This is a genomic window from Collimonas rhizosphaerae (assembly GCF_038896935.1).
GTDB lineage: Bacteria > Pseudomonadota > Gammaproteobacteria > Burkholderiales > Burkholderiaceae_D > Collimonas > Collimonas rhizosphaerae.
The window spans coordinates 98,271-112,494 of sequence record NZ_JBANDC010000011.1 but is presented as its reverse complement, the minus strand read 5'-3'; the positions used below and the strand labels follow the sequence as shown (position 1 = coordinate 112,494).

The following is a 14,224-nucleotide window of genomic DNA, read 5'->3' as shown; positions in this document are numbered from 1 at the left end:
CCGGGAAATGGAATGGATGGCGCAATCAATACTGGAATTTGAGGCCGACGTTGAAGTTGCGGCCTGGCGCGGTATAAGCGTCGGCGACGGTCGTGTTGCCCGCCAGTCCGCGCACGTCCGACCAGTTCCAGTACTGGCGGTTGAACAGGTTGTGGATGCCGGCGAACAGCGCGACGTTCTTGCTGATGTTGTAGCCGCTGCGCAGGTCGACCACGAACGCGGCAGGCGGCGCAAAATCGCTTTGCTTGCTCATGTCGCTGCGGCGTTTGGCGCTTTGATAGATGAAATCGGTCTGGCCATACCAGAGTTCGCTGGGTTCGTAGCGCAAGCCGAATACCGCCATGAAAGGATTGACGGTGTCTAGCGGTGTGCTGCTGCCGTCGGCGCCTTCGGTATGGCCTTTGGTATACGCCATGCCGGCCTTGATCCCCAGGCCGTTGGCCAGCTGCCAGTCGATCCTTGCTTCGGCGCCGCTGATGCGGGCGCGGGCGCGGTTGACGTACTGGTAGATGAAAGGATCGACGAACGGCCGGCCGCTGCCCTTCACGATTTCCTGTGAGATGAAGTTGCTGTAGCGGCCGGTGAACGCGGCCACGCTATAGCGCAGGGTGTCGTCGCCGCCGCCGAGCTTGCCGCGCAGGCCGATTTCAAAGGTGTTGCTGGTCTCTGGTTTCAGGTCCGGGTTGCCGATGGTGGCGTAACCGTAGATCGGGTTGCCGAAGCTGTTGTTGACCTGGTCCGGCGTCGGCGTGCGGAAGCCGCGTGCGTACTGGATGTAGGGCAGCAGCGCCGGGCTGATCTCGTACATCAGCGCCAGCCGCGGCGAGACCGCATTGCCGCTCGACTTGGTGGCTTGGCCGGTGTAGGACGGATCGTTCTCGTCCGGGGTCAGGCGATAGCCGTCGAAACGCAGCCCGGGCATGATGCTGAGCGGACTGGTTTGCGACAGGCGGATTTCATCCTGGATGAAGGCGCCGAACAGTGAGTAATCGGTATTCGGGAATGCCTTGTTGGGAAACGGCGATTCGCCGACGCCGGGAATGGTGCCGTCGCGCAGTCCGCTGATGCGCGCCGTGCTGAGGTCGAAGCCGTAGATCAGCTTGTGCTGCAGGCCGCCCGTGGCGAAGCCGCTTTCCGCCTGGACCGAACCGCCGTAGGTGTTTTCCCGGTAAGTATTGTCGCGGGTGCGGTCGACTGCCGGGAATCGGTCTTCATAGGAGAACTGGTGGTTCTTCGCATCCTGGTAGTAGATCTGCGCGTGGGCGTTCTGGAAGTAAGGATTGCCGCCATCCTTGAAATCGTAGGCCAGACTGTAGCGATTGCGCTCCAGCTTGTCGTTGGCGCGCAGCGCCAGGGTGCTGGCGGTGACCGCCGACAGCACGATGGAGTCGGTTTTCTGTTCCTGGTGATTGATGGCTGCAGTGAAAGTGTCCTGGGCGCTGGCCTTGAACACCAGTTTTCCGAGCAGAGCGTTGCCGTTGCCGTTTTGCGGATTGGCAGTGTCGCGGTTGGGGCCGCTGATGTCGCGCCTGCCTTTGGTGTCGACCTCATGGCCGGTACGTTTGTTGGCGATCAGCAAACCTTCGAAGCGTTCGCCGCCGAAAGCAGCGACGGCGGTGGTTGAGGTGCTGCCGTCGATGGAATCGTAAACCGGCTTGATCGAGAAATAGGTCTGCTTGTTGAAAATCTTCAGGAAATCGGAAGGATCCTTGGTGATGAAGTTGACCGCGCCGGTCAGGCCGTCGCTGCCGTACATCGCCGATGCCGGGCCGCGCAGGATTTCCACCCGTTTATACATGTCCATCTGCATGTAGTCGCCGCGCCCCGCCTCCAGCGGGCCGAAAGAAAACGAGCTGGGCAGGCGTATGCCGTCTTCCATCAGCAGGATGCGGTTGCCTTCCAGGCCCCGGATATTGATGCCTTCGTTGCCGCCGCGGCCGCCGGCGGTAGCCGCCGACGACGGCCGGTAAGGGCCGCGCCTGACGGTGACGCCGGGTTCATAGCGCAGCAGGTCCTTGACGTCCCTTGGCTGCTGTTCTTCGATAGTGTCGGCGTTGATCACCGAGATGCTGCTAGGCGTGCGCGCCACGGCGGTTTCGCTGCGGGTGGCGGTGACCGATATTTCATCGAGCGTGTGACCGGTGGCATAGCTGCCGGCCAGCAGTTGCGGCGCGCTCTGCGCAAAAACCGGCAGCGAAGTTGCGATCGTGGCGAACACGGCAAAATTGGCGGCCGCAGGCAATCCCGGCAGGCGGGTTGGGTATAAAGTGGGCAAAGCGTCGTACTCCAAAACAATCAAACTTGTTGAGTGGCTGGCGACGCTGGTGATGCGGCTGGCTGAAAAAGAGAGGTGGGGATGGGCAAGCTATAAAGCTTGTATAGATCTAATTATAAATGAGAATTATTATTATTTGTGAGATTCACTAAACAGCAGCAGATTTTTATCGCCGGGGACCAGCATAGTTACATCTGGTAGCAACTATGCATGATTGGAAATAGTGGAGCAATAAGCGCTGGCCTATACTGTGGGCATAGCAGATGCTGGAGGGATGGAATATCTCCACATTTGTCCGCAATAAATAGAAAAACCGGAGTTCACCGCAGTTTACTGAACAGAACCGAAAGAAAAGGAGTTCACCATGCGTACGCTCATAATTTTGGCCGCAGTCGCCATGCTGGCCGGTTGCGCCACGGATGCCGAACGCGCCGCCCAGGCGCAGCGCGATGTCGACCAGATGATGCGCGTTTATGGTCCGGCTTGCGAACGGCTTGGATATAAAGGCAATACCAACGAATGGCGCAGTTGTGTGCTGCGGCTCGACACAAAAGACAATACCGAACGTTATCCGACGACTACAACCTGTTTTGGCCACCCCGGTTTATTCCAGTGCAATACGTTCTGACGGCAGCAGTTTGATGTAAGTCAAGGCAGTGTTTTCAGCAGGCCATCAATCCCCCGATTGATGGCCTGCTTTGACGTGGCGGCCGCGCAATCCCGGCCCTTAAGCCACGGCATCGTGGCAGCACACGCAGAGCTTGTTGCCGTCGGCGTCGCGGAAGTAGGCGCCGTAATAGTCGGGATGGTATTCCAGGCGTAATCCGGGAGCGCCTTCGCACGATCCGCCGTTTTCCAGGGCCGCGGCATAAGCGCCGTCGACCGCGGCCCGGGTCGGCGCCAGCAGGGCGGTCATCTGGCCGTTGCCGGCAGAGGCAATGTTGCCGTCGTACGGCGCGCCTATGATGAACAGAGGCCGGGCCTTGCCGCTAGCCATCCAGGCCGCCCACGGCTTGCCGGCATCGCAGAATTTGAGCTGCAGATCCAGTTTTTCCATGACAGCAGAATAGAAACCGTATGCGTGCTGAAAATCGGTGACGCCGATAAAAACGTGAGAGATCATGGGCTTTCCTTTTGGTAGAAAATGACGTGGACGATCAATACAACCTGCAGCGTTTCGTGGCGGCCCAGCAGCCGGTCTTCGATATCGTACGCGAAGAACTGGGCCGGGGCAGCAAACGAAGCCATTGGATGTGGTTCATTTTTCCCCAAATTGAAGGACTGGGGCGCAGCCCCACGGCGCTCAGGTATGCGATCTCCTCGCTGGAGGAAGCCAGGGCGTACCTGGAACATCCGCTGCTGGGGCCGCGCCTGCGGGAGTGCTGCCAGTTGGTTGCGGCTGTGGACGGGCGCTCGATAGAAGATATTTTCGGTTTTCCCGACTATATGAAATTTCAATCCTCGATGACCTTGTTCGCCGAAGCTACGCTCGACAATCAGCTTTTCAACGAGTGTTTGCAAAAATATTTTGGCGGGGAGCGTGATCAGGCCACGCTTGCGCGGCTATGAACATCGGTTTCGATTCTTAGCAGAGGCCAGCGAGACAGCCATTTCTTGCGCTGCAGACGGTCATCGAACTGCGCGCGTTTTTCAGCGGCAAAGCGTGGCGTCGGACGGACGATGGCTGCGTACAGGTCTTCCAGGCCGAATGGCGCGGCGATTTCCAGGTCGCCGTTATCGGTGCATCTGACTGCCACCGCCGTGGCGGTTTCCGGCCAAAAGCGCATGGCGTCGAAGGCCGATTGATAAGGTGCATCGCCGTTGCGCACATGCATGCGTCCCTGATTTTTTACCGACCACTCGATAGATGCGTCTAACGCGTTCAGTCGACTTTCTATTCGCAGGTCGGCGTCTGCATTTTGTTGTGAGGGATCAAACCAGATCACGTCGATATCACCCGATGGAGATGACGGTGCTCGTCCGTGTAAGGAGTCCCAGAGGGCATTTCGAACAAAGCCCGCGGCGATCCAGCAATCGGGCAGGTGCAAGGAATGCACCAACGCGATGATGCGCAGACGCTCCGGATCCGCCCGCAGCAAGGCCATGAGATCGCCGGCGTGTTTCATTGCTCCGGTACCAGAGACAAACGCATCGGCACAAAGCATATGCCATGCATTTCAACTTGCGGGCCGGTTCTGACGAAGCCGAAGCGCTCGTAGACAGGCTGTGCGAAAGGCGAGGAATTGACTGTAAATGCGTCGATGGTTCCGAGCGCGGCGGTTGTTGTTTTCGCCGTCTGCCAAAGCTGCGTAGCTAAACCGCGGCGCTGGAATTCCTGGGCGACAAACAGATGGAACACATGGCTGCGATCGCGGACGGCAATAAAGCCGGCGAGTACGTCATCTTCGAAAGCGAGGCGGTATTGATAGCGTGGATTGGCAATATATTCGCTCTCGGCAGCGACTGAGACAGATTCGAAAAAAAGTTCAGCGCCCTGGCCATCAGGCGTGGCCAGGAATTCGTGGGTAAAACATTGGATCAACGCACAAATGGCGTCGGCGTCTTCGATTTTGGCGGCGCGGAATTCCATGCACGCGCTCTTTAGATCAAACCATCGAACAGGATCACTTCGACCGCATCGCCGCCGGCGACGTCGCCCTGTTCATGCGCCAGTACGATCATGCAATTGGCTTCAGCCATCGAACGCAATATGCCCGAACCCTGGGCGGCGGTAGGACGCACGCTCCACTGGCCGTCGCTCAAGCTGAGTATGCCGCGCTGGTATTCGGTGCGTCCCGGGCGCTTGCGGATGGCGACGGCCGCGGTGGCGCGCATCAGCGGCAACGGCGTCACTTGCGCACCCATCATCTGCAGCAAGGCTTCGCGCGCAAAAAAATAAAACGACACCATGACCGCCACCGGATTGCCCGGCAGGCCGAAGAACAAGGCTTGCCTGCCGCCTGACGTGATGCTGCCGAACGCCAGCGGGCGGCCTGGGCGCATGCCGATTTTCCAGAAGGCGACGTCGCCCAGCTGCGCCATCATCTGCTTGGTGTGGTCGGCGTCGCCGACCGAGACGCCGCCAGAGGTGATGATCGCGTCGGCGTTTTCGCAGGCACTGCGGAAAGCGCTTTCCAGCGCCTGCGGATCGTCGCCGACCACGCCCATGTCGATGATGTCGCAGCCTAGCCGCTGCAGCATGCCGTACAGGGTGTAGCGGTTGGAATCGTAGACGCAGCCGGGATCCAGCACTTCGCCCACCGAGCGCAACTCATCGCCGGTCGAAAAAAACGCCACGCGCAGGCGGCGCCTCACCGGTATTTCGGCGATCCCCAGCGAAGCCAGCAAGCCGAGGTCGGCGGGGCGCAGGATGCGGCCCTGGACGATGGCGGCGCTGCCCGCTTTCAGGTCCTCGCCGGCCAGGCGGCGATTGGCGCCTGGCTTGACGGCGCCTGCCGGGACGGTGACGAAACCGGCCGCACTGCCGGGGGCGACGAATTCTTGCGGAATGACTGCGTCGAGTCCATCCGGCATCAGGGCGCCGGTCATGATCCGTACCGCCTGGCCGCTGGCCAGCGTTCCCTGGTAGGCGCGGCCGGCGTGGGCGGTGCCGGCTATCGCCAGCACGGTATCGGCGTCGATGCGCAGGTCGGCCGAATTGAAGGCGTAGCCGTCCATGGCCGAGTTGTCATGCGCCGGGACGTCGATCGGCGAAATGATGTCGCTTGCCAGCACACGGTCGAGGGCGCTGCGCAGCGCTACCTTTTCAATGGCGGTGACCGGCGTGATGCAATCGCGGATGATGGCCTGCGCCTGCCTGACCGGCATGGCGTGCGGATCGTAGTCCGACATGCAGCTGGTCAGCTCGGACAAGGATGGCTTGGCAGGACGGGTATTCAGGTTCTTCATTGCGTTTGCATTATCGCTGTAGTAACTGTTCTCGGGTATTGATGTTACGGAAAGCGTCGGCGTCGGTAAACAGCGTTTCGCAATAGCTGAGGCGGCGGTACCATGTTTCCATCTTACGTCCGCCACCCTGCAGGTAGTCATTGAGGTCGGTCAATAAACCGGTTTTCAGCAGCATGAATACCGGCTGCGGCCAGATAGCCTGGTCACCGGCGTCCCGTGTGCAGGCTACCGCCAGGTCGGCGTCGGCGGCGGCCAGGGTTTGCGCCAGGCGTTGCACCAGGTCATGCGGCAAGTAGGGCGAGTCGCAGGGAGCGGTCGCCAGGTAGGGCGTGCCGCAGTGGCGCAGGCCAGCCTGCAGGCCCGCTAGCGGGCCTGCAAAGTCGGACTGCTCGTCGGGCCAGACCGGCGCGCCGAACGCCGCGTAGCTGTCCTGGTTGCGGTTGGCGTTGATGATCAGGCTGCCGACCTGGGGCGCCAGGCGCGCGATGACATACGCCACCATCGGTTTGCCGTCGAGCAGGGCCAGGCCCTTGTCGACGCCGCCCATGCGGGCGCCGCGGCCGCCTGCCAGTATCAGGCCGGTGATGTCGGGTGCAGAGGGCGGAGGACAGGTTTCCATGGCGGGGCCGGGTCAGCCGCCTATGTATGACATTTCCACTTTCTTTGGGGCCGGCGCCAAGCCCTCGGTGCGTTGCGTGCGCAATTCGGAATAGCGGTCATCGCGGGCGCGCCACAGCTGGCCGATCACGCTGGAGATTTCACTATCGCTGCATTCGCTGCGGAGCAAGGCGCGCAGGTCGTGGCCGGCGCTGGCGAACAGGCAGGTATACAGCTTGCCTTCGGTCGACAGGCGGGCGCGCGAACAGTCGTGGCAGAACGCCTGGGTGACGCTGGAAATCAGGCCGACTTCGCCGATGCCGTCGTCGTAGCGCCAGCGCTGCGCGGTTTCGCCGACATAGTTGGCCGCCAGCGGCTGCATCGGCAGTTCGCCCTGGATCAGCCGGGCGACTTCGGCCGACGGCACTACTTCATCCATCTTCCAGCCGTTGGAGGCGCCCACATCCATGTATTCGATGAAGCGCAGGATGTAAGGCGTGTTCTTGAAGTGGCGCGCCATCGGCAGGATTTCCTGGTCGTTGACGCCGCGCTTGACCACCATGTTGACCTTGATCGGGCCCAGCCCGACCTGGTGCGCCACGTCCAGGCCGTGCAATACGTCGGCTACCGGGAAATCGGCGTCGTTCATGCGCTGGAAGATGTTTTCATCGAGCGCATCGAGCGATACGGTGACGCGGTTCAGGCCGGCGTCTTTCAGCGCCTGGGCTTTTTTCGCCAGCAGCGAGCCGTTGGTGGTCAGGGTCAGGTCGAGCGGCGTGCCATCCGGCGTCTTCAGGGCGCTCAGCATGCCGATCAGTTTTTCGATGTGCTTGCGCAGCAAGGGCTCGCCGCCGGTCAGGCGGATCTTGTGCACGCCGTGGGCCACGAACAGGCTTGCCAGGTGGGTGATTTCTTCAAACGACAGCAAGGCGGTGTGCGGCAGGAATGCGTAGTCCTTGTCGAACACCGCGCGCGGCATGCAGTAGACACAGCGGAAATTGCAGCGGTCGGTGACCGAGATGCGCAAGTCATGCAGCGGCCGCCCCAGCTCATCCGCGATCAGGCCGGTCGGCGTTTCAAGGATGGAGGGAAGGGAAGGCGGCAAGAAACTGCGGCTATCGATCAGCGGGATGACTTTTCTAGTCATGGTGTCGTGTGTCTGGAAAAATGTGCAATGGCTTGCATCTATATATGGGGTGGCAACTTCTACAAGATACCATGGACGTCGTTTTTTAGCTTCAGCGCTTGCCAAACAGCGGCAGGCCCGGCAATTCTCGCAATTTCAAACATATCGCCTGCGCCAGACGCGACAAAGGGAGTCTGGGACTCCCTTTGTTGTCTTACTGTCCAGCTTGCCGCCTGGTGGCGGAGCAGCTTACTGCGGGCGCTGGGTTTCGACCTGCACCAGCGGTTCGCTGGATTGCGCCGGCAACGGCTTGCGTTCGCGCGGCACGCGTGGCGCCGCGACGATGTTTGCCGTGGCTTCCTGTGCTGCACGCAGCTTGTTTGGATCGGTCGCTGCCAGGGTCAGGCCGGCTGCAGCCAGTACGCTCTGCAAGTCTTCCACCTTAGGCGATCCGCTCGAAACGGCTGTCTTGATAACCGCCGGCGCTTCTGCTGCCGGCGCTGCCGTTTCAGCAACCGCAGGAGCAGCCACCGGTGCAGCTGGAGCCAGCGGTGCAGGGGTTTCGATCAACGGTTCTGCTGCCGGCTGGCTGGCGACGATTGCCGGAGCGACTTCAGGTACCGCAGGCTCCGGCACGATTGCTACTGGAACGGCGACTGGCTCCGGTTCGGTAAGCGCAACCACCGGTGCTGCGACGACTGGCGCGGCAACTACAGGGTCCGGTGCCGGTTCTGCCACCGGCGCGGCTTCAGCGACGGTTTCCTCTTGCCGGGCGATTTGCTGTGGCACCAGCGGCGCTGCGATTGCGTTCGACAGTACGGTCGGCGCCGGCGCCGCCTCAACTGCCGGGGCTTCCGTCTCTTGCGCCGTCGATTGCGTCATCGGAACCGAGGACGCCATCATCGGTACGCTGTCGCTGGCCGGAGCGGCTGCTTCGGCTTGCACCGGAACAATCGCCGCTGCAGGAGCAACTGCATCGTTGCCGGTTTCGGCCACGTCAGATGATGCCGTGGTTTCGCCTGCTTCGATGTCGTCGCTGCTGCCTTCGGTCGTGCCTTCAGCGCCGTCGCGGTCGCGACGATTGCGGTTACGGCCACCGCGGCGGCGGCGACGACGTGGTTCTTCGTCTTCACCGGCCTTGGCTTCAACGCGTCCGCTATCGGTTTGCGCCGGTTCCGTGGTTTCGGTAATGCTGCTGACGGCAACGCCGGCAGCGGCGACTACGCCACCCTTGAGTAAGGTTTCATCAACCTTGATTTCGCTCAGGTTTTCCTTGCGTTCTTCACGTGGCGCACGCGGTGGGCGTTCGCTGCGTTCACGCCGGCCTTCGTTGCGCGTTTCCGCTTTGCTTTCGCTGGCTTCGCGCGGTTCTCTTTGCTCTTTAGGTTCGCGCGGAGGGCGTGGCGGACGTGCCTGCTGGGTTTTGGCTTCCAGCGCTTCCACCAGCGGCTTCTTGGCGTTGTCGTCGCGTGTTTCCTGCGCGCTGCCGTCGCGGTTGCGGCCGCCACGGTTACGGCCGCGCTGGCCGCGGTTGTTGCGATCGCCGGCGCGGTCGCCGCGTTGTTGCGGGCCCTTGGCTTCTGCAGTAGCGGCAGGAGTTGCTACCGGCGCTGCCGGCTTGCTGAAGAAGAAGCCGAAGATCTTGCCGAGGAAACCTGTTTCCGCCGGGCTGGCAGCCGCGGCAACTGCCGTCGGACGTGCTTCGACCGGCTTGCGCTCGACGATAGGCGCCGGCTGGTCTGGCGTAATGCCCTTGACCACGGCTTCCTGGCGCGGTTTGCCTTCTTCTTTCTGGGTCTTGCTGTAGCCGATGTCGGTATCTGCCTGCTCCGCCATGGCATAGCTGGCCTGGGTTTCTTCCAGGCGCGGATCGTCGTGCTTCAGGCGTTCCAGCTTGTAATGCGGGGTTTCCAGGTGCTTGTTCGGAATCAGGATGATGCCGACCCGGTGACGGGTTTCGATCTTCAGGATCTCGCCGCGCTTTTCGTTCAGCAGGAAAGCCGCGACGTCGACCGGCGCCTGGACGTGGATCGCGGCCGAGTTTTCTTTCATCGCCTCTTCCTGGATGATGCGCAGGACTTGCAGGGCGGACGATTCGGTATCGCGGATATGGCCGGTGCCGTTGCAGCGCGGGCAAGTCACATGGCTGCCTTCCGACAGCGACGGACGCAGGCGCTGGCGCGACAGTTCCATCAGGCCGAAGCGCGAGATCTTGCCCATCTGGACGCGGGCGCGGTCGTAGCGCAAGGCGTCTTTCAGGCGGGTTTCGACTTCGCGCTGGTTCTTGGAGTTCTCCATGTCGATGAAGTCGATCACGATCAAACCGCCGAGGTCGCGCAGGCGCAATTGGCGCGCAACTTCTTCCGCTGCTTCGCAATTGGTGTTGAATGCGGTGGTTTCGATGTCGCCGCCGCGGGTGGCGCGGGCAGAGTTGACGTCGACCGACACCAGGGCTTCGGTATGGTCGATCACGATGGCGCCGCCGGATGGCAGCGGCACGGTGCGCGAGTACGCGGTTTCGATCTGGTGTTCGATCTGGAAGCGGGAGAACAGCGGCACGTCGTCGCGATAGCGTTTAACGCGGTGCACCATGTCGGGCATGACGTGGGCCATGAACTGCTGGGCCTGGTCGTGGATTTCGTCGGTGTCGATCAGGATTTCGCCGATGTCCGGCTGGAAATAATCGCGGATCGCGCGGATCACCAGCGACGATTCCTGGTAAATCAGGAAGGCGCCCTTGCCGGTCTGGCCGGCGCCTTCGATGGCGCGCCAGAGTTGCATCAGGTAATTCAAGTCCCATTGCAATTCGTCAACATTGCGGCCGATGCCGGCTGTGCGGGCAATCACCGACATGCCGCTTGGCAGGTCCAGCTGGTCCATGGTTTCGCGCAGTTCCTGGCGATCTTCACCTTCGACCCGGCGCGATACGCCGCCGCCGCGCGGGTTGTTCGGCATCAGGACCAGGTAACGGCCAGCCAGTGACACGAAGGAGGTCAGGGCGGCGCCTTTATTGCCGCGCTCTTCCTTTTCGACCTGCACCATGATTTCCTGGCCTTCGCGCAGGGCATCCTTGATCGATGCGGTGCGGACGTCTACACCTTCCTTGAAGTAAGTGCGGGCAACTTCCTTGAACGGCAAAAAGCCATGACGCTCTTCACCGTAGTTGACGAAACAGGCTTCCAGCGACGGCTCGATACGGGTAATCACACCTTTGTAGATGTTGGACTTGCGTTGTTCGCGTCCGGTGGTTTCGATATCGATGTCGATGAGCTTTTGCCCGTCAACAATAGCCACGCGCAGTTCTTCTTGCTGCGTGGCATTAAACAACATGCGTTTCATTTTTCGCTCCGTGACCCTTGGGTCAATGCAATGGCGCTTAAAGATTGCTGTTCTTCAGCATTTCTGTCAGCGACAAAAAGTACAAGGATGTACGCGAGAACGGAGTGTCAGGGGGGAGAGAATTGCCTTGGTGTGTATGCGCTATATGAGCGCAGTGCACAGGCGCGGATATAGTGCTGCCGGCAGAGGCATCTGCAAACCTGCTGCGCGTCTCGATCTCTGGCCTGCGATGCTCGCTGTGCTTTCGTACAGCTGCGCTTCTCTGCCAGACATCGAACCGCTCGCGACGGTTTTCAGGTGCCTCTTACTGAAAAACTACCAGCGCGGCCGGTACAGCATCTTGCGGTTCGCGGAACGCGAGCACGACGCTTGGCGGTGAGCAGCTTGATAGAGCCAAATAGAGCATTGGTTTCAGTAAGTATGCGACAAATTTAAAACACTACATCAACCGGCGAGCTCGTCGCGATCGTTTGGATCGCATCGGGCTCGCCGGACTTTATCCTAATCATCCAGACATTCTTGTTCAGCATCCGTGCGCGTTATCCGATGACAACAACGGTGCGACCTTGACTCGCGCAGGGGTGATGCGTACACATTTCCCATCAAATTTGCAAATTGGCGAGGCTGATGGGGACGCCCCTGTGTAGAATGGTCTTTTTATTCTTACACCAGCAACTGTTTTCTAACAATTGCGGAACAATTATATATTCAAAATGAAGGACTTAGCGAGATTTTCTGGAGGACGAGCTGAGACTCGTCCCAAGGCGCGGGCACAAGCCGCGCCCAAGCATAAGGCCGACCGCAATGTAGCCGTGGAGCAAGAGGTGCAGCCGTCGCCTGCGCCGCCGCCGCTTGCCGTGCAGCTGCTGACTATTGCGGAAGATGACGCAGGTCAGCGCATCGACAATTTTTTATTGCGTATTTGCAAAGGAGTGCCCAAGAGCCACATTTACCGCGTGCTGCGTTCCGGCGAGGTCAGGGTCAACAAGGGCCGCATCGACCAGACCTACCGCCTGGTCGAAGGGGACGTGATCCGGGTGCCGCCGATCCGGATTGCTGAAAAGCAAGCGCAGGCAGTGGCGCCGGGAGCGGAATTCAAGATATTGCTGGAAGACAATCATCTGCTGGTGATCGACAAGCCGGCAGGGGTTGCCGTGCACGGCGGCTCCGGCGTCAGCTACGGTGTCATCGAACAACTGCGTGCCGCCCGGCCGCAAGCCAAGTTCCTGGAGCTGGTGCATCGGCTGGATCGTGATACATCCGGTATCTTGTTGCTGGCAAAGAAACGTTCTGCCTTGACCAACCTGCACGAACAGATGCGCGACGGCGATACCGACAAGCGCTACCTGGTGCTGGTGCACGGCGACTGGCAAAACGAGCGGCAGCATGTCAAGCTGCCGTTGCACAAGTACACGGCGGCCGACGGCGAGCGCCGGGTGCGGGTGCAGGCCGACGGCCAGGCATCGCACACGATTTTCAACCTGATCCGGCGCTACGGAGATTATGCGTTGCTGGAGGCGGAGCTGAAGACCGGCCGCACCCATCAGATCCGGGTCCACCTGTCGTCCAGCGGCTTCGCCATCGCCGGCGACGACAAATACGGCGATTTTGCGTTGAACCGGACTTTGCAAAAGGCCGACGGCCAGCGTGTCGCGCTGAAACGGATGTTCTTGCACGCCTATCAGATTACCTTCGCCCATCCGGAAACGGGCAAGTCGGTCACCCTCAAGGCGCCGCTGCCGCCGGAATGCGAAAAATTCCTGAAAAGCCTGCCGAAAGATATTCCTGCCGCGATGCCGGCAGCAGAGGACGATTAGAATATCAATCAGTTAGTATTTTTATCGGTTTGCCGATTTTTTTTCCGATCGGCAGGCCAAACCTAATAACAGGAGCTGGCAAGGTTGCCAGGCAATATGGCGCGAAAGAAATTTGATTTAATAGTATTTGATTGGGATGGCACCTTGATGGACAGTACCGCCATCATCGTGAAATGCATCCAGGCTGCAGCCAGGGACCTGGGCCTGGCGGTTCCAGACAACAAGGCCGCCGCACACGTGATCGGGCTGGGCCTGGCGGAAGCCATGCAGGTAGCGATGCCGGGCCTCGAGCCAAGCCAGTATCCGCGGGTAGTGGAACGCTATCGTTATCACTACCTGGCGCAAGACCAGGACTTGACCTTGTTCGACGGCGTGCGCGAAATGCTGGCGGACCTGTCGCAGCAGGGATATTTCCTGGCGATCGCCACCGGCAAGAGCCGGGTCGGGCTGAACCGTGCCTTGCACGAGACCAAGCTGCTGTCGGCATTTGACGCTACCCGCTGCGCCGACGAGACCTTCTCCAAACCGCATCCGGCCATGCTGCAGGAACTGACGCGGGAACTGGGCCAGGATTTGAAGCGCACGGTGATGATCGGCGACACCACCCATGACCTGCAGATGGCGATCAATGCCGGCGCTGCGGGAATTGCGGTCCAGTATGGCGCGCATCCGGCGCATGAACTGGATGTACTGAAGCCTTTGTTCAACGCGACCTCGACGGTGCAGCTGCACGCCTGGCTTAAAGACAACGCCTGACCCTGAACCCGACGAGACACATGCCGTGAATGTTATCCGTATCCCCTTGTGTGCTTCTTCTGCGCTGGCCGAGCGCGGCAAGGGCGTGCGCTTTGCGGTTACCGCCTGGGGCGACGATGCGGTTGCGTTCGCCATACGCCACCATAATATCGTCCATGCCTACCTGAACCGGTGCGCGCACATTTCGCTGGAACTGGACTGGAACGAGGGTGAATTTTTTGAATCCAGCGGTTTGTACCTGATGTGCGCCACGCATGGCGCGGTGTATGAACCGGAAACCGGCAACTGCGCCGGCGGCCCGTGCCGCGGCGGACGTTTGCACAAGATTCTGGTTGAAGAAAGCAATGATCAGGTGTTCTGGATCCCTGATAAATATGTGCGGCCTGTGATTGCCTGACAGGCCGG

13 protein-coding genes are annotated in these 14,224 nt (G+C 60.5%); 5 read left to right on the top strand and 8 right to left on the bottom strand.

All coding sequences use genetic code 11. From position 1 onward, the window contains the following. Positions 1-25 precede the first annotated feature (25 nt). Positions 26-2,275 (bottom strand): TonB-dependent hemoglobin/transferrin/lactoferrin family receptor, encoded by a 2,250-nt coding sequence (locus V8G57_RS16725; RefSeq protein ID WP_425458293.1) that lies wholly within the window; start codon positions 2,273-2,275, stop codon positions 26-28. 364 nt (positions 2,276-2,639) lie between these two features. On the opposite strand from V8G57_RS16725, the gene V8G57_RS16720 reads away from it, so the two are divergent. Further along, complete coding sequence (locus V8G57_RS16720) at positions 2,640-2,903, top strand: hypothetical protein (RefSeq protein ID WP_092392869.1); 264 nt, start codon at positions 2,640-2,642, stop codon at positions 2,901-2,903. Between the two features lie 99 nt (positions 2,904-3,002). Here V8G57_RS16720 and V8G57_RS16715 read toward each other — a convergent pair whose 3' ends face one another. Further along, the gene (locus V8G57_RS16715; RefSeq protein WP_342830320.1) at positions 3,003-3,398 is read right to left on the bottom strand and encodes a VOC family protein; all 396 of its coding nucleotides are present in this window, start codon (positions 3,396-3,398) and stop codon (positions 3,003-3,005) included. Positions 3,399-3,424: 26 nt separating this feature from the next. Between V8G57_RS16715 and V8G57_RS16710 the strand changes: the two genes are divergently transcribed. Continuing rightward, positions 3,425-3,844 (top strand): DUF1810 domain-containing protein, encoded by a 420-nt coding sequence (locus V8G57_RS16710; protein ID WP_342830318.1) that lies wholly within the window; start codon positions 3,425-3,427, stop codon positions 3,842-3,844. On the opposite strand, the gene V8G57_RS16705 is transcribed toward V8G57_RS16710, so the two are convergent. The 6 genes from V8G57_RS16705 to V8G57_RS16680 all read right to left on the bottom strand — a co-directional run bounded on the left by V8G57_RS16705 (position 3,820) and on the right by V8G57_RS16680 (position 11,246). Further along, positions 3,820-4,401 carry a nucleotidyltransferase family protein gene (locus V8G57_RS16705; RefSeq protein WP_342830317.1) on the bottom strand — a complete coding sequence of 194 codons (582 nt, stop codon included), beginning with the start codon at positions 4,399-4,401 and terminating at the stop codon, positions 3,820-3,822. The two genes, V8G57_RS16710 and V8G57_RS16705, sit on opposite strands and share 25 nt — an antisense overlap. Beyond that, complete coding sequence (locus tag V8G57_RS16700; protein ID WP_342830316.1) at positions 4,398-4,865, bottom strand: GNAT family N-acetyltransferase; 468 nt, start codon at positions 4,863-4,865, stop codon at positions 4,398-4,400. The genes V8G57_RS16705 and V8G57_RS16700 overlap by 4 nt, the downstream gene beginning before the upstream one ends. Positions 4,866-4,876: 11 nt before the next feature. After that, a complete protein-coding gene (gene moeA, locus V8G57_RS16695) occupies positions 4,877-6,184 on the bottom strand; it encodes a molybdopterin molybdotransferase MoeA (RefSeq protein WP_342830314.1) in 1,308 nt (435 codons plus the stop codon). 10 nt (positions 6,185-6,194) lie between these two features. After that, the gene (mobA, locus tag V8G57_RS16690) at positions 6,195-6,803 is read right to left on the bottom strand and encodes a molybdenum cofactor guanylyltransferase MobA (protein ID WP_092392878.1); all 609 of its coding nucleotides are present in this window, start codon (positions 6,801-6,803) and stop codon (positions 6,195-6,197) included. Positions 6,804-6,815: 12 nt separating this feature from the next. After that, positions 6,816-7,928 carry a GTP 3',8-cyclase MoaA gene (moaA, locus tag V8G57_RS16685; protein WP_342830313.1) on the bottom strand — a complete coding sequence of 371 codons (1,113 nt, stop codon included), beginning with the start codon at positions 7,926-7,928 and terminating at the stop codon, positions 6,816-6,818. A 228-nt stretch (positions 7,929-8,156) separates the two neighbouring features. Continuing rightward, entirely contained in the window at positions 8,157-11,246 is a 3,090-nt protein-coding gene (locus tag V8G57_RS16680; RefSeq protein WP_342830312.1) for an Rne/Rng family ribonuclease, read from the bottom strand. Between the two features lie 713 nt (positions 11,247-11,959). Here V8G57_RS16680 and rluC point away from each other — a divergent pair. The 3 genes from rluC to V8G57_RS16665 all read left to right on the top strand — a co-directional run bounded on the left by rluC (position 11,960) and on the right by V8G57_RS16665 (position 14,216). Then, positions 11,960-13,063 (top strand): 23S rRNA pseudouridine(955/2504/2580) synthase RluC, encoded by a 1,104-nt coding sequence (rluC, locus tag V8G57_RS16675; protein WP_342830311.1) that lies wholly within the window; start codon positions 11,960-11,962, stop codon positions 13,061-13,063. A 96-nt stretch (positions 13,064-13,159) separates the two neighbouring features. Continuing rightward, positions 13,160-13,819: an HAD-IIIA family hydrolase gene (locus V8G57_RS16670; RefSeq protein ID WP_092392884.1), complete on the top strand. Its 660-nt coding sequence runs from the start codon at positions 13,160-13,162 to the stop codon at positions 13,817-13,819. Between the two features lie 25 nt (positions 13,820-13,844). Continuing rightward, positions 13,845-14,216, top strand: coding sequence for a Rieske (2Fe-2S) protein (locus tag V8G57_RS16665; protein WP_342830310.1), 372 nt, complete (start codon positions 13,845-13,847; stop codon positions 14,214-14,216). Positions 14,217-14,224: the final 8 nt, after the last annotated feature.